This window comes from Acinetobacter sp. BMW17, assembly GCF_001592855.1.
GTDB classification, from domain to species: domain Bacteria; phylum Pseudomonadota; class Gammaproteobacteria; order Pseudomonadales; family Moraxellaceae; genus Acinetobacter; species Acinetobacter johnsonii.
Genome location: NZ_LSOD01000006.1, coordinates 35,133 through 58,233, shown reverse-complemented (window position 1 = coordinate 58,233; position 23,101 = coordinate 35,133). Strand labels below are relative to the sequence as shown.

Annotated in this window: 19 protein-coding genes; 8 read left to right on the top strand and 11 right to left on the bottom strand. The window is 41.1% G+C overall.

Features of this window, described 5'->3' with window-relative positions; genetic code table 11:
• The first annotated feature begins 240 nt into the window (after positions 1-240).
• From rfbB to rfbC, 4 genes are read left to right on the top strand one after another with little or no spacing between them, the layout of a single operon-like run.
• Positions 241-1,308, top strand: coding sequence for a dTDP-glucose 4,6-dehydratase (gene rfbB, locus AXW61_RS00905; protein ID WP_062031432.1), 1,068 nt, complete (start codon positions 241-243; stop codon positions 1,306-1,308).
• 3 nt (positions 1,309-1,311) lie between these two features.
• Entirely contained in the window at positions 1,312-2,205 is an 894-nt protein-coding gene (rfbD, locus tag AXW61_RS00900; RefSeq protein ID WP_062031430.1) for a dTDP-4-dehydrorhamnose reductase, read from the top strand.
• Complete coding sequence (rfbA, locus tag AXW61_RS00895) at positions 2,202-3,086, top strand: glucose-1-phosphate thymidylyltransferase RfbA (protein ID WP_062031428.1); 885 nt, start codon at positions 2,202-2,204, stop codon at positions 3,084-3,086. The genes rfbD and rfbA overlap by 4 nt, the downstream gene beginning before the upstream one ends.
• A complete protein-coding gene (gene rfbC, locus AXW61_RS00890; protein ID WP_062031425.1) occupies positions 3,083-3,637 on the top strand; it encodes a dTDP-4-dehydrorhamnose 3,5-epimerase in 555 nt (184 codons plus the stop codon). Before rfbA ends, rfbC begins: the two co-directional genes overlap by 4 nt.
• A 74-nt stretch (positions 3,638-3,711) precedes the next feature.
• On the opposite strand, the gene AXW61_RS00885 is transcribed toward rfbC, so the two are convergent.
• The 6 genes from AXW61_RS00885 to AXW61_RS00860 form a co-directional block, all read right to left on the bottom strand.
• On the bottom strand, positions 3,712-5,412 hold the full coding sequence (locus AXW61_RS00885) for a glycosyltransferase (RefSeq protein WP_062031423.1): 1,701 nt from the start codon (positions 5,410-5,412) through the stop codon (positions 3,712-3,714).
• 105 nt (positions 5,413-5,517) lie between these two features.
• Entirely contained in the window at positions 5,518-6,531 is a 1,014-nt protein-coding gene (locus AXW61_RS00880) for a glycosyltransferase family A protein (RefSeq protein WP_062031420.1), read from the bottom strand.
• Between the two features lie 35 nt (positions 6,532-6,566).
• Positions 6,567-6,785: a hypothetical protein gene (locus tag AXW61_RS00875; protein ID WP_004983573.1), complete on the bottom strand. Its 219-nt coding sequence runs from the start codon at positions 6,783-6,785 to the stop codon at positions 6,567-6,569.
• A gap of 150 nt (positions 6,786-6,935) precedes the next feature.
• The gene (locus tag AXW61_RS00870) at positions 6,936-7,820 is read right to left on the bottom strand and encodes a lysophospholipid acyltransferase family protein (protein WP_062031417.1); all 885 of its coding nucleotides are present in this window, start codon (positions 7,818-7,820) and stop codon (positions 6,936-6,938) included.
• A gap of 319 nt (positions 7,821-8,139) precedes the next feature.
• Positions 8,140-9,924, bottom strand: a complete 1,785-nt coding sequence (gene aspS, locus AXW61_RS00865) for an aspartate--tRNA ligase (protein WP_004697728.1) — start codon at positions 9,922-9,924, stop codon at positions 8,140-8,142.
• A gap of 152 nt (positions 9,925-10,076) precedes the next feature.
• On the bottom strand, positions 10,077-10,841 hold the full coding sequence (locus tag AXW61_RS00860; protein WP_062031415.1) for a DUF4184 family protein: 765 nt from the start codon (positions 10,839-10,841) through the stop codon (positions 10,077-10,079).
• A 138-nt stretch (positions 10,842-10,979) separates the two neighbouring features.
• On the opposite strand from AXW61_RS00860, the gene znuD reads away from it, so the two are divergent.
• Together znuD and AXW61_RS00850 are read left to right on the top strand one after the other, a co-directional pair.
• Positions 10,980-13,055 (top strand): zinc piracy TonB-dependent receptor ZnuD, encoded by a 2,076-nt coding sequence (gene znuD / locus AXW61_RS00855; RefSeq protein ID WP_062031412.1) that lies wholly within the window; start codon positions 10,980-10,982, stop codon positions 13,053-13,055.
• Positions 13,056-13,222: 167 nt separating this feature from the next.
• The gene (locus tag AXW61_RS00850; protein ID WP_062031410.1) at positions 13,223-14,686 is read left to right on the top strand and encodes a phospholipase D family protein; all 1,464 of its coding nucleotides are present in this window, start codon (positions 13,223-13,225) and stop codon (positions 14,684-14,686) included.
• 92 nt (positions 14,687-14,778) lie between these two features.
• Here the strand turns inward: AXW61_RS00850 and AXW61_RS00845 are convergent, their stop codons facing one another.
• The gene (locus tag AXW61_RS00845) at positions 14,779-15,231 is read right to left on the bottom strand and encodes a hypothetical protein (RefSeq protein ID WP_062031407.1); all 453 of its coding nucleotides are present in this window, start codon (positions 15,229-15,231) and stop codon (positions 14,779-14,781) included.
• Positions 15,232-15,427: 196 nt separating this feature from the next.
• Here AXW61_RS00845 and AXW61_RS00840 point away from each other — a divergent pair, with 196 nt between their 5' ends.
• Positions 15,428-15,880 carry an RcnB family protein gene (locus AXW61_RS00840; RefSeq protein WP_062031405.1) on the top strand — a complete coding sequence of 151 codons (453 nt, stop codon included), beginning with the start codon at positions 15,428-15,430 and terminating at the stop codon, positions 15,878-15,880.
• A gap of 70 nt (positions 15,881-15,950) precedes the next feature.
• Here the strand turns inward: AXW61_RS00840 and AXW61_RS00835 are convergent, their stop codons facing one another.
• The 4 genes from AXW61_RS00835 to AXW61_RS00820 form a co-directional block, all read right to left on the bottom strand.
• Positions 15,951-16,448 carry a phosphate-starvation-inducible PsiE family protein gene (locus tag AXW61_RS00835; protein ID WP_004983586.1) on the bottom strand — a complete coding sequence of 166 codons (498 nt, stop codon included), beginning with the start codon at positions 16,446-16,448 and terminating at the stop codon, positions 15,951-15,953.
• Between the two features lie 140 nt (positions 16,449-16,588).
• A complete protein-coding gene (locus AXW61_RS00830; RefSeq protein ID WP_062031402.1) occupies positions 16,589-18,370 on the bottom strand; it encodes an acyl-CoA dehydrogenase C-terminal domain-containing protein in 1,782 nt (593 codons plus the stop codon).
• A 197-nt stretch (positions 18,371-18,567) separates the two neighbouring features.
• Positions 18,568-20,370: an acyl-CoA dehydrogenase C-terminal domain-containing protein gene (locus AXW61_RS00825; RefSeq protein ID WP_004983590.1), complete on the bottom strand. Its 1,803-nt coding sequence runs from the start codon at positions 20,368-20,370 to the stop codon at positions 18,568-18,570.
• 305 nt (positions 20,371-20,675) lie between these two features.
• Positions 20,676-21,293: a hypothetical protein gene (locus AXW61_RS00820; protein ID WP_062031399.1), complete on the bottom strand. Its 618-nt coding sequence runs from the start codon at positions 21,291-21,293 to the stop codon at positions 20,676-20,678.
• Positions 21,294-21,430: 137 nt separating this feature from the next.
• On the opposite strand from AXW61_RS00820, the gene baeS reads away from it, so the two are divergent.
• Positions 21,431-23,083, top strand: a complete 1,653-nt coding sequence (gene baeS / locus AXW61_RS00815) for a sensor histidine kinase efflux regulator BaeS (protein ID WP_062031476.1) — start codon at positions 21,431-21,433, stop codon at positions 23,081-23,083.
• Positions 23,084-23,101: the final 18 nt, after the last annotated feature.

Genomic DNA, 23,101 nt, shown 5'->3' with positions numbered 1-23,101 from the left:
TTGAAAATTTAGCTGTATTCTTCCCATGTCTGAGTGAATATTGAAGCCTATGAATTGGAAATGAATAGTCTTTTGTATGTAGAAATCTTGAACTATAGAAGCTTGAGAAACCAAAATTTCATCAATCGACAGATGGAAAAGAAAATAATTCGTGAAACTCTTTTGACAGGGATAGGTATGGATTGAACATATGTTAAAATCGCGAAAATTTAATATTGAATAATAAGTTTAGGAGGGCGCGTGAGAATTCTTGTGACTGGTGGAGCAGGATTTATTGGGTCTGCTGTAATTCGCCATATAATCCAAAACACGGGACATACCGTACTGAATGTCGATAAGCTTACCTATGCTGGAAACCTTGAGTCACTTGCTCTCGTGGAAAACCATGAAAGATATCAATTCAGTCATACAGATATCTGCAATAAAGAAGCATTAGATACTTTATTTGGTGACTTCAAGCCTGATGCCGTCATGCATCTGGCTGCTGAATCACATGTAGACCGCTCTATTTCAGGCCCTTTGGATTTTATTGAAACCAATATCATTGGTACATATCAGCTTTTGGAAGCGGCGCGTAAATACTGGCTTAGTTTGAGTGATGATGCAAAACAAGCATTTAGATTTCATCATATTTCGACCGATGAGGTTTATGGTGATTTAGAAGGGACTACAGACTTATTTACGGAAACGACTGCTTACTCTCCAAGCTCACCTTATTCGGCATCTAAAGCGAGTTCGGATCATTTGGTACGTGCATGGCACCGTACCTATGGTTTGCCTGTGATTGTAACGAATTGCTCCAACAACTATGGCCCTTACCATTTCCCAGAAAAACTTATTCCCCTGATGATTTTAAATGCACTACAGGCTAAAGCTTTGCCTGTGTATGGCAATGGTCAGCAAATCCGTGACTGGCTCTTTGTTGAAGATCATGCACGTGCACTTTATAAAGTCGTTACAGAGGGCGTTGTGGGAGAAACCTATAATATTGGTGGTCACAATGAAAAAGCCAATATTGATGTGGTCCATAGTATTTGTGATTTGCTTGAAGAGTTAGCGCCAAATAAACCTGAAGGGATTCAGCACTATAAAGACTTGATCACCTATGTTACAGATCGACCTGGTCATGATGTTCGATACGCGATTGATGCATCTAAAATTCAAAATGAATTAGGTTGGGTGCCAGAAGAATCATTTGAAACGGGTTTGCGTAAAACCGTTGAGTGGTATTTGAATAATCAGGAATGGGTCTCACACGTACAAAGTGGAGAGTATACATCTTGGTTAGAAAAACATTATCACGGTTAACGCATGAAAATTTTATTATTGGGTAAGAATGGTCAAGTAGGCTGGGAGTTGCAACGTTCCTTAGCACCGTTGGGGGAGCTGATAGCGCTTGATCGACATGGCTTAAATGAGTGGTCTGGGGATTTAAGTCTACCAGAAGATGTTGTTCAAACAATTTTAGCAATGCGACCTGATATTGTTGTGAATGCCAGCGCATATACAGCTGTTGATTTGGCAGAGACAGATCAGGTCACTGCTGATATCGTAAACCATATTGCGGTTCAAAAAATTGCCGAGGCATGTACCCAAATTAATGCATTATTTGTTCATTACTCGACCGATTATGTTTTTCATGGTGATGGGATTAGTGCCTTTACTGAGGATGATAATACGCAACCGATCAATACTTATGGTCAAACCAAAGTACTGGGCGAGCAAGCGATTGTAAATTCAGGTTGCAGACATTTAATTTTTAGAACATCTTGGGTATATGCAGCTAAAGGAAAAAACTTCCTTAAAACGATGTTGATGCTTGCTCAAAATAGAGAAGAACTCTCGGTGATTAATGATCAGATTGGTGCGCCGACATCGGCTGAACTGATTGCAGATGTCACTGCACAGATCATACCGCAAGTTCAATCCTCGCAAGCTAAGACTGGGATTTATCATTTGGTTGCAAGTGGAGAAACAAGCTGGTTTGGTTATGCCAAGTTTATTTTCAAACAGGCACAATTGTTGGGTGAAAACTTAGTGGTCAAACAGGTTCATCCTATTCCGACATCATCTTATCCGACACCAGCCAAACGACCACATAATTCAAGATTGAATAATCAAAAAATTCAAAATACATTTAACCTATATTTGCCTGATTGGCAGTTAGGTGTAGAAAGAACATTAGTGGAGATACTCAAGAAATGAGTTTAAAACGTAAAGGTATTATTCTTGCTGGAGGCTCAGGAACTCGTCTGCACCCTATTACGAAAGGGGTATCGAAGCAACTGTTGCCTATTTATGATAAGCCGATGATTTATTATCCTTTATCAGTGCTGATGTTGGCGGGCATAAAAGAGATTTTGATTATCTCAACACCAGAGGACTTACCAAACTTTGAGAAACTTTTAGGGGATGGTTCTCAATTTGGTATTGAGCTGAGTTATAAAGTTCAACCTTCTCCAGATGGCTTGGCTCAGGCATTCCTGATAGGGGAAGAGTTTATTGGTGATGATCATGTTTGCCTGATTTTAGGAGACAATATTTATTATGGTCAAAACTTTAGTAAACAGTTAAAAGCAGCGAGTGATCTTGAGCATGGTGCTACGGTATTTGGTTACCATGTGACAGACCCAGAGCGCTTTGGTGTGGTTGAATTTGACCCTTCTGGTAAAGTTTTGAGTATCGAAGAAAAACCAACGCAGCCGAAATCGCCCTATGCTGTAACAGGATTATATTTTTACGATAACCGCGTGGTTGAGTTTGCGAAACAAGTCAAGCCTTCACATCGTGGTGAGTTAGAAATTACTGACATTAATAATGCCTACTTAAAAGATGGCTCCTTAAATGTTGAGCTATTAGGTCGAGGCTTTGCATGGTTAGATACTGGTACACATGAGTCATTGTTAGAGGCTGGACAGTTTGTATACACGATTGAAAAACGTCAATCGTTGAAAGTGGCTTGTCTCGAAGAAATTGGTTTTCAGCAAGGTTGGATTTCTCGAGAAAAGCTGACTGAAAGTGCTGAAGCGCTGAAGAAAACAGAATATGGGCAATATTTGTTTAAATTGTTGGAAGAGTCGAAGTGAAAGTAGAAACCACCAAAATTGAAGGTCTTTTAATTTTACATCCAAGTGTCTTTGGGGATGATCGTGGTTGGTTTATGGAAAGCTTCAACCAACAACGATTTGAAACTGCATTAAAAGAGTTAAATTTACCCATTCCTACTTTTGTACAGGATAATCACTCGCTTTCGCAAAAAGGAGTGTTACGTGGGTTGCATTTTCAACGTGAACCCTATGCACAAGGCAAACTTGTACGTGTGGTACAAGGCAAAGTGTGGGATGTTGCGGTTGACATTCGACCTGAGTCAAAGACTTATGGTGAATGGGTTGGTGTAGAGCTGAGTGCAGAAAATAAAACTATGTTCTGGATTCCTGAAGGTTTTGCGCATGGATTTGTCGCACTGGAAGATAATACTCAATTTTTGTATAAAACCACGAACTATTATCATAAAGAAAGTGAAGGTGCGATCCTTTGGAATGATTCCACTTTAGCAATTGATTGGCCTTTAGAGGGCATTGAAGAAGTTTTGGTGAGTGATAAAGATAAAGAAGCTGATTATTTTAAAAATATATAATGTGACTCTGATATAGCTTAATTTAACTTTTCATTAAAAAAGCCTGATTAAATATCAGGCTTTTTTAATGAGGTTCAAGTCTTGGAAATTTTATCTTGAATAGCTTTAATGCTATTGAGGGTCATATCATTGTAGCTAAAACTAGAGAAATGTTTTCTATCCCATAGTGTAGTGCATATATCCTCTTTATGCCCGACAAGATATGGCAATGTAGTAATCACCTTTAAATCAGGCTTATTTTCGATATATCGATCGATTGCGTTGGTTTTAAGATCTTGATTTTTTTCATCCCATCTTAATAAATAATCGTAAACAGGTTGGTGGTAGATATTAAATACGGTTCCTGTGGTTTTGTTGAGCAGGACGTAGTTGGTCAGTTGATTTTTACTTAGTAGACGAATATCTGCTTCTGGGTGAAGGTTAGTCACATGGCCAGAGAAAATATCCCAGTTGAGAGACTTATCATCTAAAACATGATGGATATCCTCAAGCTTCTTTTGGATATCGTCAGGGAATAGCACATCATCTTCACAAATACTTATGTTGTTCCATTGATGATCCCGTGCATAGCGCAACATGTATTTATAACTTAGACCACAGCCAATCCATGGTGTTTTATGGCGGATACCGGGAAAGCTCCATATAGTTGGAATTTTATTTTGCTCTTTATGGAACTCGGCTTGTCGCTCTGTTGACTCAGGCAAACCTAAACACCAAAAGTTTGAAGTTGGATTCCACGTTTGATTCGTGAGCTGATAGAGCGTATTAAAATCGATCAATTCAAGAGATAATAAAACGCGATAAAAATAAAAGTTAAAAATATTTTGATCTTTTTGTACATATTGTTTAATGCGATTTTTTTGTTCAAGATATGCTTCAGTATGGTCTTTCCAGTACTGAATTCTTGTGAGCATATGTTCAACATCACCAATTTCAACAAAGTCGACTAAATCTGCGAGATCTGTATGTTGTTCGAAGTCTGAACTTTTTTCTGAAATAACCAGTGCGTGATTGGAAAGGCATTCATATAAGCGAGTGGTTTCTAGTAAGGCACTTTCATAATAATGAATGTTAATCACAACTTTTGCTTTACGGATTGCATGCCAAACATCTTCACCAAAAGCATTGTTGATGATCTTTACTTTGAATCTCTTTTCTAAAGCCTCTAGGTATACCTTGCGACGATCATTGTTTGTATCTCCATAAAAGAGAACATCATATTCGTGGTCGTGACTTGATTCGCTTGCCAAATCAATAGGTGAAATCGGGGTGTAGTAAATATGGCTAAGAGGGAAGCGTTGGTTTAAATAACTGATGTTATTGAGTGAATAATCCATCACCAATAATGACTTTTTCAGCTTTTGCATATTTTCCTGACCGAACCAACGGTCTGAAACAGTTTGCTCCATCTGAAATGAGATATAGCTTTCGGGAAGTTTCTTAAAGGCCTGAGGACAAACAAGGATATGAAAAGAGTCATCGAAGCTCTTAAAATCGGTGCCAATTTTTACTTGATACAGAAGTCCAGCTTTGTCTAAAGCTTGTGATAAGAGTTCGGCAATAAATATGGTGTGCGGTGTGGCAATAATAGTAATCGATTTATTGTTTTCGTATTTCCATCGCTTAAAATTTAGCTCTCCGCGATGTTTATGCCATAAAGATTGAACACCATCTTTCCCATTTTGAATAAACTCTCTTCTGTAAAGTTGCCATGCTTTACCTGTACTACCTTGAGTTGAAATGATGTATTGTAGTGTATTAATAAGTTTTTTCATGAAAATACAGCGTCTTAATTAGAGTTAAGATGGAGAGCACAGTTAAAAGTATAACGTTTTATATTCAATATTAATAAAATATAGTGAAGTATTTAAACGATGAATTTATTTTTTTAACAATTTTTTTATAGGTGCGTCAAAAATAATTGAATATATCAATTTTATAGCCATTTTAAACATAAAAATAGGGAGTAAATAAACTGGTAAAATGTTGCAGGCATCACGTATTGTGGGGATGATTTCATCAAAGTGTCTGCGTCTTATTGCAAAAGAACAATTGCGAACTACTTCTTTGTATAAGAATATTTTGTTTTTTCTATAAATTTGAGGGGTGAGTTCTGAGTCTGATAAGTGATGTTGCCAAAAATCAGAAATTTCTGATCGAAATAAAATAATTTGTCGACGAAGGCGAAATGGCCCAGATGTTTGTTTGGCTGTCGCGATGACACTAGTCGCATGGGATCTAAAATCATTTAAACAGCGACTAGAAAAGTGGATATCTCCACGAGAGACAATTTTTGCCCATACAGACCAGTCCCCAATCAAATTGAGATGAGAGCAAGCTCCTTCAATTTGAAGATAAGTTTGCTTTTTGAATAGTACTGCACTGGCATTTGGAATCGTATTTTTGATATTGAGAAAACGATGGATGTATTCCCAGCCATTCATATCAAAATTATGTTTAAATAATTCTGAATCTAAATCATCTGTATGGCTTTTCCATGAGCCAGTAATATTACCCTGACTATCCATCCGATGGGATTGGCTATACGCTAAAACAAGATTTGGATTCTGTTGAAAAGGTTCAACTAAGGTTTCTAAAAAGCTAAGATCAGCAACATCATCAGATTCAGCAATCCAAATCAGTTCACCTTGAGCCAATGCCATACCTTTATTCCATTGATGAAAGGTAGAGCCTGAGTTTTTTTCATTGATGATGCAGTGCGATACTTTGGGATGATCTTTATAGGAGAGTAGAATTTCCGCACTTTCGTCTGGAGAAACATCATCCAATAAGATAAGTTCAAAATTTTGATAGGTCTGATTTAATATGCTCTCTATGCGTTGTTTTAAGTACGGAGCATGGTTATAACAGGGAACAATAACACTAACAAACATATAGATATTCAACCAAATCGTCTAAAAATAGGAAATTATTCCTTATCCGCATTTCCCTTCAAGACCATATAAATTAAGCCGACAAAAATGACAAAAGCACCTGCAAGGCTACTTACACAGAAAAAGACAATACGGTCATAGGTGGTTAAATTAAATAATTGATTGTCTAAAATATAGCGCATGAAAAACCACTGTACGATTGCAAAAACAATTAGCACAATACCTCGACGACGGACTTCAGGACGCATAGCCATTTGGTTGCTCACAACTTATCTAAAACAGTGCGCCATTATGCCACTGCTGAGAATTGATCTCAAATAAATAAAAGTATGCTAATCAAGCTCAAAGTAACAATCTTGATTTTGTCTCCTTGCCTTATTTGAATCAGATCGTGATCTATCCAGTCATACATGTGGTTGTTTCTTATATGGATTGATATTGCCATAACAGTTTCGAAAACGTTTATAGGACCAAATGTATTGTTCAGGTGCTTGGTTAATCATATCTTGCATGGCAAGGTTTAAACTATCTACAGACTGTTGTAGATCTTTTGATAAAATGTCTTGAGATAACTCGGTACAGTACACATCAAAACTCGCTGCGTCAGTATTACGAATACAACTTAATCCAATCACATTGCATTGTGTTTTAGCCGCCATTTTAGAGACCAGTGTCGTGGACAAAGTATTCTGCTGGAAAAAATATGAATAAATACCGCCACTAGGTTTTGGCAGATGATCCGGTAAAATCACCGTCAGCCCACCTTGTTTTAAGTGTCTGAAGATACTGCGGATACCTGTTTCATCGGTGGGAACTAGTGTGGCATTAAACTTTTGACGTGCAGCTAGAATATAGCGGTTAATCCCTTTAATTTTATAGGGTTTATACATAATCATTGGTTGCGTATAGACATTTAACCATGCATTTAACAGCTCCCAACAGCCAAAATGCGGAATGACCACAATCACGCCTTTTTTATTGGCTAAAGCTTCTGTTAGAACAGATTCACCATGAATATTTTTTAATAAATCTAAGTTGTATTGTGGTGGCATTCCCCAACATTTTAAAAATTCAATATAGGTCTGACACTGGCTTTGAATGCTGAAATGAACGCGTTTCTGGAGTGTTATTGGGTCGAGTTCAGGGTAGGCCAATTGCAGATTAATGGTGGTGATACGCTTAATTGAAGAGTCACTATAGTAAAGCAGGTGCGCAATTCCGCGTGCGATGTATTGTAAAAAGGACAATGGAAAAAGTGAGATTATTTTAAGTAGATAATAAATAGCCATATTTTGACTCAGAAATTTTTTTTAAAGATGAGATGAGAGAAAATTTTGCAAAGAGACTTAAAAATCTAAGATAGATAAAATCAAAAAAAGATGAGCGTCTTAAGAACAAAATAAATGAATAAATCAATAGAGTGATTCAGTGCCAGAACTGTTGCAATAAAATATAGACTATCGTGAATCACTGTAAGGGGGATAGATTAAAAGTTCAAAAGAAATTTTGGAAAATTTGAAGCGAGAATAATATCTATGAAACGGATGGTCTTGTCTTGAATGAAAAAACCCTGCGCATGGCAGGGTTTCTTTAATCAAAATCTAAAGATTATTTAGTTTCTTCAGCTTTTGGCTTTTCACGTAAGCGAATACCTAAATCACGTAGTTGATTGGATTCAACTGGTGCAGGCGCTTGCGTTAATGGACATTCAGCAGTTTTGGTTTTCGGGAATGCAATCACATCACGAATAGAAGCACCACCCGTCATGAGCATGACTAAACGGTCTAGACCGAATGCTAAACCACCATGCGGAGGAGCACCGTAACGTAATGCGTTGAGTAAGAAACTAAATTTCTCTTCAGCTTCTTCTTCACCAATACCTAATGCTTCAAAAATTGCTTTTTGCATTTCTAGGTTATGAATACGTAGTGAACCACCACCAATTTCAGTACCGTTTAACACCATGTCATAAGCCACAGAAAGTGCAGCACCTGGGTTATTTTTCACATCTTCAACGCTTGATTTAGGCAGTGTGAATGGGTGGTGAACAGAAGTCCATTTGCCATCATCTGTTTCTTCAAACATTGGGAAGTCAACCACCCAAAGCGGTGCCCACTCGCAAGTCGACATTTTTAAGTCATGACCGACTTTAATACGTAAAGCACCCATAGCATCGTTCACAACTTTAGCTTTGTCTGCACCGAAGAACACGATATCGCCATTTTCTGCGCCAACACGTTTTAATAGATCAAGCACGATTGGCTCGATGAATTTCACGATTGGAGATTGTAAGCCTTCGATACCTTTTTCAAGCTCGTTTACTTTGATGTACGCTAAACCTTTTGCACCGTAGATGCCGACAAATTTCGTGTATTCATCAATTTGGCTACGTGGTAAAGAACCTGCACCAGGAACACGTAATGCAACGATACGACCTTTAGGATCTTTCGCTGGACCTGCGAATACTTTGAATTCAACTTCTTGCATTAGGTCTGCGACGTCAACCAATTTCAAAGGAATACGTAAGTCTGGTTTGTCCGATGCATAGTCACGCATAGCATCTGTATAAGTCATGCGTGGGAATTTATCGAATTGAACATCAAGAAGTTCTTTGAACATCTTAACCGTCAAAGTTTCCATTAAATCCATGATGTCATCGTCACTCATGAACGATGTTTCAACGTCGATTTGAGTGAATTCAGGCTGACGGTCTGCACGTAAGTCTTCATCACGGAAACATTTTGCGATTTGGTAGTAACGATCGATACCACCCACCATCAACAATTGTTTGAATAATTGTGGTGATTGTGGAAGTGCATAGAAGCTACCATTTGAAACACGGCTTGGCACTAAGTAGTCACGCGCACCTTCAGGCGTTGCACGGGTTAAAATCGGGGTTTCAACGTCTAAGAAACCATTGTCTTCGAAATAGTTACGAATTAGGTTGGTTAGCTTAGAACGGAAACGTAAACGATCTAACATTTCAGGACGACGGATGTCCAAGAAACGGTATTTCAAACGAATTTCTTCAGAAATATTGGTGTTGTCGTCATTCAATGGGAACGGCGGAGTTTCTGATGCAGCAAGAACTTCGATTTCTTTACCTAAAACTTCGATTTGACCGCTCACCATATTGGCATTTTCTGTGCCTGCATAGCGGCGACGTACACGACCTGTAATTTTTAATACGAATTCTGAACGTACTTTGTCTGCAGTTGCGAATGCTTCAGGAGTGTCTGGGTCAATAACCACTTGCACAAGACCATCACGGTCACGCATATCAAGGAAGATGACACCACCGTGGTCACGGCGACGGTGTACCCAACCGCAGAGAGTTACTGTTTCATCAATTTGAGTTTCGGTTAAAGAACCGCAGTAATGAGTTCGCATCATGGCGTTAAAAATCCAACTATATGGCTAAAGGTAGCGAATACGTAAACAGCGCATCGCCTAAAATTTAATGTGAGATTATGCCTCTTTGGACATTGAGTCACAAGGCGTAGTGTAAAAAAGGCATGAAATAGCATTTAAGCGTTGGTGTAAATTCAGCCTAAGCGGTAGTCACGATCTAAAAATAAAAACAGAATGCAGCCAAAGATTAAAATCAGCAAAGCGACTTGGCTAAACTCATTAATACTTCGCCCTGTAAAATAATACAGGTCTGACTTCCAAACTTGCGTGGGAATATAACGTGCATAGTCCCAAACACTGACTAAACCGCCTAAAAGGCTCAGTATGAACAGTCCCATCGCAAAGCGTTTGATTTTTAAACTCACAGGAAAATGTTGCCGATAGGTTTGGTAATAACGCCAACTCATCCATGCCAACAAGGGCAGAGCCAGTGCCGATGTGCCAATTTGTAAAATGCGGTGTAGCGGATAGCTGTGCCCTAACAAAGAGATCTCTTGGCTTAAAAATGCATGTCCAAACAAGGTGCGGAAGTCAGCATGGGTGAGTCCGTCCCATAACAGATGCGTTGCTGTGCCGAGCAGTATTGCGAGAATAACGGCCACAGAAAATTTAAAAAAACGCAGCATACTGCTGAGCCTTAATTCATGCTGAATGCCTAAAAAACGATAAAAACAGGGCCGTAATAGCGCGTACCACAAGACACAAAAACTGAGTCCAATCCAAAGATCAGGATGAATCAGTGAAGTCCAATAGTGGGTAGTATTTGAATTGGCTTGTGTAAACAGTCGATAAAGATCGGGGGTCATACTGCCAATGGCAATGGCAGCAATGGGTAAACGGTCACCACTGAGTTTGGCTAAAGGGGGCGCGAGAACGGCATGTGAAAGGGTAAAGGGCATTGATCTGTTGGCGTTGGCATCGACTTAGATGGATAGGGCAGTTTATCTTTTTTCTAGGATTGGAATGTTTTTTATTGCAATGAATTTGAAATGTTATATTATAACAATATTGAAAAATTGTACGCTTGAGTGAGTTCCATGGCTTTCCATAAAAATTTGATAACGCTCTCTATTTTGGCGGTGGTCGCACCTGCCGTTTTTGCAGATGACACAACAACACAACAACTTGAAACGTTGACCAGCCAAGCACATCCACTCGTTCAGACCGCTGCTGATTTTGCAGTCGCCGATCAGGTTATCGAGCAAAAAAGTTTAAAAGAACGTGCACCGACCGTCGGGGATGCTTTGGCCGATGAGCTAGGCGTATATTCAAATCAATATGGTTCAGGTTCAAGCCGCCCCGTGATTCGTGGTCAAGATGGCCCTCGCGTGAAGGTCTTACAACATGCTTCAGAAACAGCCGATGTCTCGAGTTTATCGCCAGACCATGCCGTGACGGTCGATCCGATTTTGGCCAAGCAAATTGAAATCATCCGTGGCCCTTCAACCCTGTTATATAGTGCAGGCACCGTGGGCGGTTTGGTCAATGTCACCGATCAAAAAATTCCAACCAGCATGCTTGAAAAAGGTTTAGAAGGTACGGCTGGATTACGCTACAACTCTGGCAGTGATGAAAAGTTGGCCAGTGCTGGGGCGACGGTTGCCTTGGGCAGTCAGTTTGCTTTGCGAGTTGAAGGTTCAAAGCGTGAAGCAAATGACTATATTGCGCCGAACTATTTCCATGAACATGAGGGTGAACTCGAAAAAGAACGTCGTGTCGGAAATACCTTTGCCAAAGGCGAAACGGTCAGTGTTGGTGGTTCATGGATTGGTGAGCGTGGTTTTGCGGGTATCGCCTATACCAACCGTCAAGATCAGTACGGTTTACCTGGGCATAGCCATGAATATGAGAGCTGTCATCCGCATGATGATCATTTGCACTGTGACGGCAGCGATAATCATGGACATACCGATGAACATGATCACTCAGGACACGACCATGCGCATGACGAACATGAGGCAGGGCCTTGGGTTGACTTAAAGTCAGAGCGTTATGACTTCCGTACTGAAATTTTAAATCCGCTTGCAGGGTTTGAGAAGTTACGAGCCCATGCCAGTTATACCGACTACCAACATGATGAAATTGAAGGTGATAGCGTTGCAACTACCTTTAAAAATAAGAGTTATGATGCGCGTCTAGAAATGGTGCATCAGCCGATTGCGGATTGGGAAGGTGTGGTTGGCGTACAGTACAATCAACAAAAATTAGATATCACGGGTGAAGAGTCTATTTTAGAACCGACCAAGACGCAAAAGTGGAGCGTATTTGGTTTAGAACATAAACAGCGGAATGACTTCCATTTTGAGTTAGGAGCACGTGTCGATCAGCAGACCATAGATATTGAGTCAGATCGAAAAGACTATGATGATCATGCCGTGTCTTATTCGGGTGCTGTGAATTGGATGTTTGCACCGAACTATAAACTGTCTTTGGTCGGGTCACATCAAGAGCGTTTACCTTTGGCACAAGAGCTTTATGCTGATGGTAAGCATCTTGCTACCAATACCTATGAGCGTGGCAATGAAAATCTCGGTGTCGAAAAGTCTAATAACCTAGAGTTAGGTTTCCATTACGATACGGATAAAATGGATTATCACGTTCATGTTTACCATAACTGGTATGACAACTACATTTATGCCCAAACTGCAGACCGTTACGAAAACTTCCGTCTAGTGGACTACACCCAAGACAAAGCACGTTTTTATGGGACGGAAGCAGAAGCCTCTTATGCCCTCAATGATGTTTATAAAATGAGTGTCTTTGGTGACTATGTACGTGGCAAAATTGACAATAAAAATGCTCCACGGGTGCCTGCTGGCCGTTTAGGAACAAAAGTGAATGCGAACTTTAGTGACACGTGGTCAGGAACAGCAGAGTACTACCATGTGTTTGAGCAAGATCGAATTGCAAGCTATGAGACCGAAACCGAGGGCTATAACATGGTGAATCTGGGCTTGGCGTATAATGGTCAGTATATGCAGGGCAATGATTATCGCGTGTATTTCAAAGCCAATAACCTCTTAGATGAGACGGTTTATTCGCATACCTCTTTCTTATCGACCATTCCACAAGTGGGGCGTAACTTCACGGTCGGACTGGACTTTAGTTTCTAAGGTGCTATTTCAAGCTTCAACCCAACCTTTTCCATAAAGAGGAGATGCTCGCTCTCTCCTCAAAGGAGAGTGTTAGGGAGAGGTTGCCAAAACATTGACAACAGAAATCCTCTTGAAAAATCAAACAATAAGACCTAGTCTGAGTATATTGGATTAGGTTTTTTGTTATGCGTATCTTTCGAAAATTACATCAAAAGCTCAACTGGACATCGACCCGTTATATCGGTGTCGTGGTGGGGTTATTGGCTCTGACTTATTTAACCTCCGCAGTTTACCATAGCGTTAAACTACTGCCTGATGGCCTGGACTATACGGGCAAGTTACGTCATGCCGATGTCAAATTTATTGCAGATCAAACCTACATCGACGCACAAGGCAAACAGCAACAAGATCATCATATTTTCGACACAGTGTTTAAACTAATTGAAGATGCACAAACCACGATTGTGTTGGATATGTTCTTGTTTAATGATGAAGTGGGGACATCTCAAGCATCACAACGGGCGTTGACTCGGCAGTTGACCGATGCGTTGATTGTCAAGCGAAGCTTACATCCGAATATTGAAATCAAAGTCATCACTGACCCGATTAACTCGGTATATGGCGGGCTATTACCTGAGCATTACCGTAAATTGCGTCAGGCAGGCGTGGATGTAATTGAAACGGATTTACGTCCGCTACGTGCTTCCAACCCTGTTTGGTCTGGTTTTTGGTATATCTGTTGCCAAAATGCAGGTAATAATCCCGACGGCGGTTGGTTAAGAAACCCGTTTGGGGATGAAAAAATCACCCTACGTAGCTATCTAAACTTATTTAATTTCAAAGCTAATCACCGCAAAACTTTGGTGGTCGATACCGCGGAAGGTTGGAAAACCTTGGTCACATCAGCGAATCCACATGATGGCAGTTCGCGACATTCCAATGTGGCGCTGTTGGTGACAGGCAATACCGCAATTGATGTCTTGAAAACCGAGCAAACTGTGGCTCACATGTCTCAGGGCGATGTGCCGATGGTGATTCTAGGCGAAATTGCAGGAAATTCATCGCAGCCTCAGGTACAGGTGCTGACGGAAAAAGCAATCCTAGATACAACACTCAACTTGTTGAATACGGCAAAAGCCAATGACCAGATTGATTTGGCGATGTTCTATTTGTCTGAGCGTCAAATTATTACTGCTTTAAAAGATGCACAGAACCGTGGCGTTAAACTTCGGATTTTACTCGATCCCAATAAAGATGCATTTGGTCGTCAAAAGAATGGAATCCCCAACCGTCAAGTTGCGTCTGAGCTTAACGATGCAGGTATTACAGTGCGGTGGTGTAATACTCAAGGAGAGCAGTGTCATAGCAAAATGATTTTAAAACGCCATGCGCAAGAAGCACAGCTTATTTTAGGTTCAGCGAATTTTACCGCACGGAATTTGAAAAATTATAACTTAGAGACCAATTTACGTGTGATTGGCCAGTCTAAGGCAGCGGTGTTTACAGATGCACAGCAATATTTTGATGGGGCATGGTCGAACTTAAATGGTCGTCAAATGAGTGTGGGCTATGAGCAATACAAAGATGAGTCAAAACTCAAATATGGGCTATACCGCTTTATGGAATGGAGTGGTTTGTCGACGTTTTAGAGATTTTTTTCTTGTTAGAAAAGGCGTAGCACAGCTAGGTAAGAGAAAAACTAAAATAGAAAAAGTGCAATATGCGCTTTTTCTATTTGGACTTACTGTTCAGGATTCGGCGGGATGATTTGATCCAAATCTTTATCAGTCATCTTATCGAGTTCATGTAGATCGGTTTTGATTTTCCATTTTTCAATATCTTCTACAGGGCTTGGTAGGCGTGCTTCTAACCAGTCACAAATGACATCGGGTGGAAAATCAGCATGGTTACACTGAATGACCCATGCCAAGAATTGCTTGGCTTCACCATTCATATACGGCGGGGGTGACACAGGTAAAAACTGCGTCGGTAGGCGCTCATTTTTAGAAATATAGTTCAGTACATGTCCCAGCTCTTGTACCGTTTGCCATGCCAACGGGTGATCTACATCAATTTGAAACTTAAACCACCATGCACTTTTTCCATCTGTGCCATAAGCATCAATCAGATTTTTTTGAATACTGGGCACTTTTGCAAAATATTCATAGAGTCGATCAAAACTTAATTCAGCCACGATTGTTCATCCAATACATTTATAAACAAAGATTAAGTATAAACTGAAAACATATATGTTTTTTGCTTTTCAAAGGAATCCTGCTTCATACCTTATAGCGATGATAATAGGCAGTGATCTAAAATTGATAAATTGTACATTTTTTATCCATAAAATAGGTTTAAAATAATAAGATTCACCTCAGTGGAGGAAGATGATGAAATATTTAAAAATAATCTATGGAATAAGTTTACTCAGCTTATTTCCTGCACTGAGTTCTGCTCAACCAGCGACGCGTTATTATGGAAAACCGCTGACTTCGCAAACCCAGCGTTTCCCAACCTATGCTGGGCCGTATCAAGGTGCAATGCCCAGACCTATATCACCGCCTCAAATTGAACCCCCTCATCACAGACCACCTCCGCACCATCCACCACATGGCGGATATCCAATGCGACCAGGTGTGAGTATTATTTACCGAGCACCCAGCTATTCAACCTATAGTCAGGAAACCAATAGCTATGTGTATGGGGATGGCGACTCCAGTATTGAAAGCCGTGATTATGTGCTGATTACCGATTGGCGACGTTTGGGATTGCCAGACCCACCTGAAGGCATGCACTGGATCTATGAAAATGGACGTTACGCTTTAGAACCTGATTCAAAATAAATGAATCTTTGGCTGATACAAAAAACCCTCCGTTGTTTAGACTGAGGGTTTTTTAGTGGTTAATAAAGAATTAAGCGAGTTCATCATCTTGTGGGCGTGGTGTTTTCCCTTCAGGTAAAGGCTTGTCGGCATGTTTATCCCGAATTACTGAAGGATAATTCCACGATGCATAACGCACCACCAAAATTGCAATCGCCATAATTAAAATTGAACCCGTAATAATCACCAAATCCATATCCGCTTTGTGGTCATGCTGGATATCGGAAATTAAAAGTCGGGTGAGCGCAGTGATGGCGATATAAATTAAAAAGCGGACAGGCATGTGGTTGGTTTTAAAATAGATACCGACCATTGCACCCAGTTCGAGGTAGATGAATAACAATAAAATATCATCAATCGAGGCATATTGTTTAATGGTCAGGATCTCATAAACGGTATGTCCTGCCGACCAAATCACCATACAGCCAATAATAAATAAAGCCACATAGTGAAAGCTTTCTACTGCAGTATTGCCCAGTTTATCGAGGAGGGTTTCTATTTTCTCTATTTTAGGGTCACGGTTAGTCATGGCTGCCTCCTGATATGTTGATGGTGGTTTATTGCATCATAAGCAAATTTCATGCACATGACGTATAAAAGCAAAAATAAAGCTGAGTAATAAAAAAACGCCTGACGAAGCAGGCGTTTTTTTATTCAGTCTTTAAGCGATTAAGCTTGGCTGGTGAAGTAGTATTCAGAGAAGTTCATGATGACTTCTGCACCTGCTTTTACTTTTGCAATACGTAAGTCGATTTCAGGCAAAATACGTTGAGCGAAATAAGCTGCAAGCGCCAGTTTGTTTTGATAGAAGTCACCATCTTTAGCTTTTGCAGCATTGGCAATTCTTGCAAACATATAGGCAAAGCTGAGTAGGCCGACTGCATGTAAGTAATCTACTGCTGCAGCATTCGGGAACTCTGCACTTTCAGCAGCACGTTCAAGGATATACTTGGTCACTTCTTCCACTTCAGTTGCTGCATCGAGTGTTGCATCTTTAATGAAGTTTAGGTCAGCGTCTAAGCCGTTAGCAAAGTCACGGATTTCAGTAATGTAGTCTGCGATGAATGCACCACCACATTTAATGGTCTTACGACCGATTAAATCTTGAGACTGAACACCGTTGGTGCCTTCATAGATTTGTGCAATACGTAAGTCACGTACACATTGCTCCATGCCCCATTCACGAATATAACCATGACCACCGAAGACCATTTGTGCATCTAAAGTTGCTTGGAATGCTGTGTCGGTTAAATACGCTTTTGCAATAGGGGTTAACAATGCAACACGGTCATTGGCTGCTTTCACCGCTTCAGGGTCTGTTGAGAACTTGGTGATATCCAGTTGCTGACCCACGTAAACTGCAAATGCGCGAGATGCTTCATTATTGGCACGTGCATTCAGCAACATACGACGCACATCACCATGAACTAAAATGCTGTCTGCAGGTTTAGCAGGCGATTGAACACCAGAAGCGCTACGGCCTTGTAGACGGTCTGTTGCGTACTGTGCCGCATTTTGGTAAGCAAATTCAGATGCGCCTAAACCTTGAATGCCCATCGATAAACGTTCGTAGTTCATCATCACGAACATTGCAGCAAGGCCTTCATTTTCTTTACCGACCAAGTAACCTTTGGCACCATCAAAGTTCATTACACAAGTCGCAGACGCTTTGATCCCCATTTTGTGTTCAATTGAACCTGGACCTGCCGCATTACGCTCGCCTACAGAACCATCTGCATTCACTAAGAATTTAGGTACGATGAAGAGTGAAATACCACGTGAACCCGCAGGTGCATCTGGTGTTTTCGCCAAAACCAAGTGAATGATATTTTCAGCTAAGTCGTGGTCACCGCCAGTAATAAAGATTTTAGTCCCTGTAATGTTATAGGTACCGTCTTCGTTACGTTCAGCTTTAGTTTTGATAATGCCTAAATCTGTACCTGCATGAGGCTCAGTTAAACACATGGTCCCAGACCATTCGCCTGAGTAAATTTTAGGTAAATAGGTTTCTTTTTGTTCTTGCGATGCGTAGCTGTTCAGCGCCATGCCAGCACCGACAGAAAGAAGCGGGTAGAGCATGAATGATGGGTTGGTTGCGAACAGCATTTCATCTGCAAGAACCGTCAGCATTTTTGGCATGCCTTGACCGCCCCATTCTTCATCAGCCGCTAAGCCAATCCAGCCGCCTTCAGCATATTGCTTAAACGCTTCTTTAAAACCAGCAGGAGTAGTCACTGCGCCATTGCTAAAAGTTGCGCCTTCTTCATCACCTGTACGGTTTAAAGGTAGGGTTACGTTCTGCGCAAATTTAGCCATTTCCTCGAGGATCGCTTCAGCCGTCGCACTGTCTACATGAGCTAGATTTTCATTAGACTGCCAGAACTGATCTGCATTGAAAACGTCATTGAGGATAAATTTCATATCCGCAAGTGGGGCATTATAAATTGGCATGTTCGTTCACCTGTTTATTGTTTGAATCTCTGTAGACTTAGGACAGCTTAATTAACAACGGAGAGTGTTGTTAAATGACCCAAGCGAAATAACGCTCTATTTATAAAGAAAAAGGACCGCCAAAGCTATGACTGTCCTTTTTCATTTCTGTACTCAAGAGTACAACTATTTCGAATATCGAATTAGTTATTAATTACTTAGAATGCAAAGTGCTCTGCATCTAATGCGAGTAATGGTTCTACGCCACCAGCAATCACATCAACGTGTGAGCGAACACGTGGAAGGATCTTCTTGAAGTAGAAACGAGCTGTCGTGACTTTAGCATTATAGAAGTCAACGTCAGTTGTACCTGCAGCCAATGTTTCTTGAGCCACAAGTGCCATACGTGCCCATAGGTAAGCAAGCGTTACATAACCAGAGAAGTAGAGGTAATCGACCGCAGCAGCACCCACTTCATCTGGGTTTTGCATTGCTTTCATACCAATTTGCATGGTTAAGTCGCCCCACTCTTTGTTTAGAGCAGCAAGAGGTTCAACAAACTCTTTCATTGCAGCATTGTCTTTGTTTGCTTCAACAAATTTGTGAATAATCTTAGTGAAGTCTTTCAACATTGCACCTTGAGTACCCAAAACTTTACGACCTAACAAGTCAAGCGCTTGGATTTCAGTTGTCCCTTCGTATAGACACGCAATACGTGTATCACGAACGATTTGTTCCATGCCATGCTCTGAAATAAAGCCGTGACCACCAAACACTTGAACGCCGTGTTTTGCAGATTCAGAACCCGTTTCAGTCAAGAATGCTTTTGCAATTGGAGTAAGCAGTGACAAGATGTTGTCAGAAGATTTACGCTCTTCTTCCGTTGCACCTTGCTCAACCACGTCAGCATGTAGAGACAATAAGTAAACCAGTGCACGACCACCTTCAGCAAATGCTTTTTGAGTTAACAGCATGTTACGAACAGCAGGGTGAACAATAATTGGATCGGCTTCTTTTTCTGGTGCTTTAGGACCTGTCAAAGAACGCATTGCTAAACGGTCTTTCGCATAGGTTAATGCACCTTGGAATGCGCCTTCAGATGCTGCAAGACCTTGTACAGCCGTACCAATACGTGCAGTGTTCATGAAGGTGAACATGCAGTTTAAGCCACGGTTTTCAGGGCCAATCAGGAAACCTTTTGCATTGTCAAAGTTGATCACGCAAGTTGAGTTCCCGTGGATCCCCATTTTGTGTTCGATAGAACCACAACGCACCGCGTTACGCTCACCCACAGTACCGTCTGCGTTTAAGTTAAACTTCGGTACGATGAATAAAGAAATACCTTTAGTGCCTTTAGGTGCGCCAGGAAGACGGGCAAGGACGATATGAACAATGTTCTCAGCCATGTCATGTTCACCCGCTGAGATAAAGATTTTCTCACCAGTGATTGCATAGCTACCGTCTGCTTGTGGCTCAGCTTTAGTACGGATAATACCCAAGTCAGAACCAGCGTGTGATTCTGTTAAGCACATCGTACCTGTCCAAACACCTGAAACAAGGTTTGGTAAGTAAGCATCTTTTTGTTCAGCTGAACCGTGATGTTCTAAAGTACGAACTGCACCATGAGAAAGACCTGGGTACATGCCCCATGCCCAGTTTGCAGTACCGACCATTTCTGAAATCACGTTACCCAAAGAAACAGGTAATGCTTGACCACCGTATTGCTCTTCAGCAGAAAGAGACGGGAAGCCAAGTTCGATATATTTTTGATACGCTTCTTTAAAGCCTGTTGGAGTTGTAACAACGCCATCATTCCAAGTACAACCTTCGCGGTCGCCACTTTGGTTGATTGGAGACAATTCGTTTTCACAGAAATCTGCAGCAGCTTCTAAATATTGGTCAACCAATTCACGGCTTACGGTTTCCTGAAATGCAGGCAATTTAGAATAGTGTTCTTCTGCATTCAATAGCTCATGCAGTACGAATTGCATATCACGTAAGGGCGCTTTGTATTGTGGCATATCGGTTTCCTCAATACTGGTTTAACCAGCTTATAATCCTAATAAACATAAAAACGTGTCTTCTTTGACACGGATTGGAATAACTTAATCGTGCAACATCTTCTAATTTGGTACAAGCGGTTCGGGTGCTTTTCTTGGTGACTGTAAAGTCAAATAAATATTATTCAAAATCGCTAAGTGCACTGAGTGTAAACAGTTTTGCTGCTTTTGGCATGACATAAATAGTCAAAAAGCGTAAAAAGTTATGTCCAATAAAAAAGGCGCAATTTGCGCCTTTTTTATCTATTTATGCTTTTTAGAGTGGCTTAAGCGGCCTTATTCGGTGCTGAAACAGGGGCTTTAGGCTGGAAGTGAACTATACATTTGCCATCTACTGTTTGTGTGCCAACTTTTAACTGCACGGCTTTACCATCGGTTTGACCTTGGCAGGCTTTGGTTGCGGCTTGTTGACGCGCTTGACGTTCAGCTAAACGTTGATCGTATTGCTGGGTTAACTCAGCACGTTTCGCATCGGTTAGTGGTTCGCCACGCTGCATATGCATGCCACGGAATTCACCACGATCGGCTTGATCACCACGCATTGGTCGATGTTCACCACGTTTCATTTCATCACGGTTCGGTTTAAACGAAATCGCACATGTGCCTTCTAGTGTTTGTTCACCTGCTTTAACTTGGACTGCTGAACCCACTGCTTTGCCATCGCAGGCTTTTTTAATGTCTTGCATGACCTGTTTACGTTCAGTACGCATTTTTTCAAACTGTTCGCGTTGTTCAGGTGTCATGTGACGGTCTTTCTGATAATGACCATGCATATGTTGCGACTGCTCCATATCTTTCGGTGCTTGGGTGGATTGACAGGCAGTCAACGCACCTACAGATAAAACGCTGGCAGTGGCTAAAGCCATTTTTGTCATCTTATTCATTCTACAACTCCCCCATACAAGAGCATCTCATTTTGGATGATTAAAGATTAAATAATAAAGATGTAGAAACAATGGAGAGTTTTTTGGTGCAGTGTTCTATACAATAACAAGGCAAAAGAACGACCGAGAGATTGCTTTTGAAGATTCGCCGCGTACCGATTGCTTTACGCTTATTCCTCACTGTATTGCTGACCACTTTGGTGATTACCACGGTGAGTTTAGGTGTGCTGCATTGGACGATGCAAAAGAATTTTGCCAAATATGTGGCGGACGTGGAAATGCAAAAGCTCGATCATCTGATTGATAACTTGGCTGGCGTTTATAGTACCTATCATGACTGGGGCAATGCCATTCAAGCACAAATTTTGCAGATTGAAGGACATGCCGCGCCAGATGATTATGACCGTCTCTCTCGTTGGTGGCTGCGCCGCCAGTACGATATTGCTCTGCAACAGCGTTATTTTAAAGAGAATACCAAAACCTTACTCAGTGATGTCTCTACCACTGAAGTCAAACATGAAAAACAGATTTTAACCGAACAAGAACTGCAAGCTTTGGAGGAAAACTTACCTTCGGAGTTTCAACCCTTTGAAGGTTTAAAGTTTCCGCTCAGCGCCAATCAAAATGTTTTCCGTCCAGATCGTAAAAAAGAAGAGATTGAACAAGAGAGCAAACAAAACGCAGGCAAAAAACAGTTTATTTCCACGCCTGACCGTTTAGGTCTTAGCTCGCGTTTGTCTTTATACGATACGCAGCGTCAGTTTGTGGTCGGTGAACCCTCGGATGATCAAGTTTCTTTCCGTCCTATTGTGGTGAATAACCAAGTGGTGGGCTACTTGGGGCTGAAACCAGTCCTCGATCAAGATGATGCATTGAGTATCAATTTCTTTAGTAATCAAAAACGTTATTTATTACTGGTCTATGGTTTAACCGTTTTTGCCAGTTTAATTGCTGCGTTGTTACTTGCGACTTATTTTAAGACACCGATTCAACGCTTGTTGAATGGTACGCGTGAATTAACGAAGGGTAATTTTCAGCATCAAGTTAAAGTGAATCGAAACGATGAGCTGGGTGATTTATCCAATGAACTGAACCAACTGGCGGTGATTTTAGATCAGCATGAAATTTCACGTCGTCAGTGGGTGTCAGATACTTCACACGAGTTGAAAACACCGCTAGCAGTTTTACAAGCGCAGATCGAAGCGATGCAAGACGGTATTCGAAAGCCAACGCCTGAGCATTTTGAATCGATGTTACGCCAAGTCACCAGTTTGAAAAAACTCACGCATGATTTGGCCGATTTGGCACAAGCGGAAGCACAGCAATTAAACTGTTACTTTGCAACCGTGAACCCGTGGGCGGTGATTGAGCAAGAAGTGGAAAACTTTAAGCCCAAATTTGAACAGGCCCATTTAAGCATCAGTGTCGAAGGTGAGGGCGCCGAGTTACAACTTGATATTGACCGCTTTAAGCAAATCATGGTCAATTTGTTGGGTAATAGCATTCGTTATACCGAAGCGGGTGGTCAGGTTCGAGTTCATACGGAACAGTCTGCAACAGATTGGACAGTCTATGTCGATGACAGTCCATATGGTTTAACTGATGAGCAACTGGCACGACTCGGTGAGCGTTTCTACCGAGTCGATGACTCGCGTACGCGGAGCACAGGTGGTACAGGTTTAGGTTTGGCTTTATCGGCTAAACTGGCACAAGCTTTGGGCGGCGAATTGAGTTTTGATCATTCGCCTTTGGGTGGTTTACGTTGCAAGTTAACGTTCCCAAAAAAATGAAACACAAAAGGAAGTATG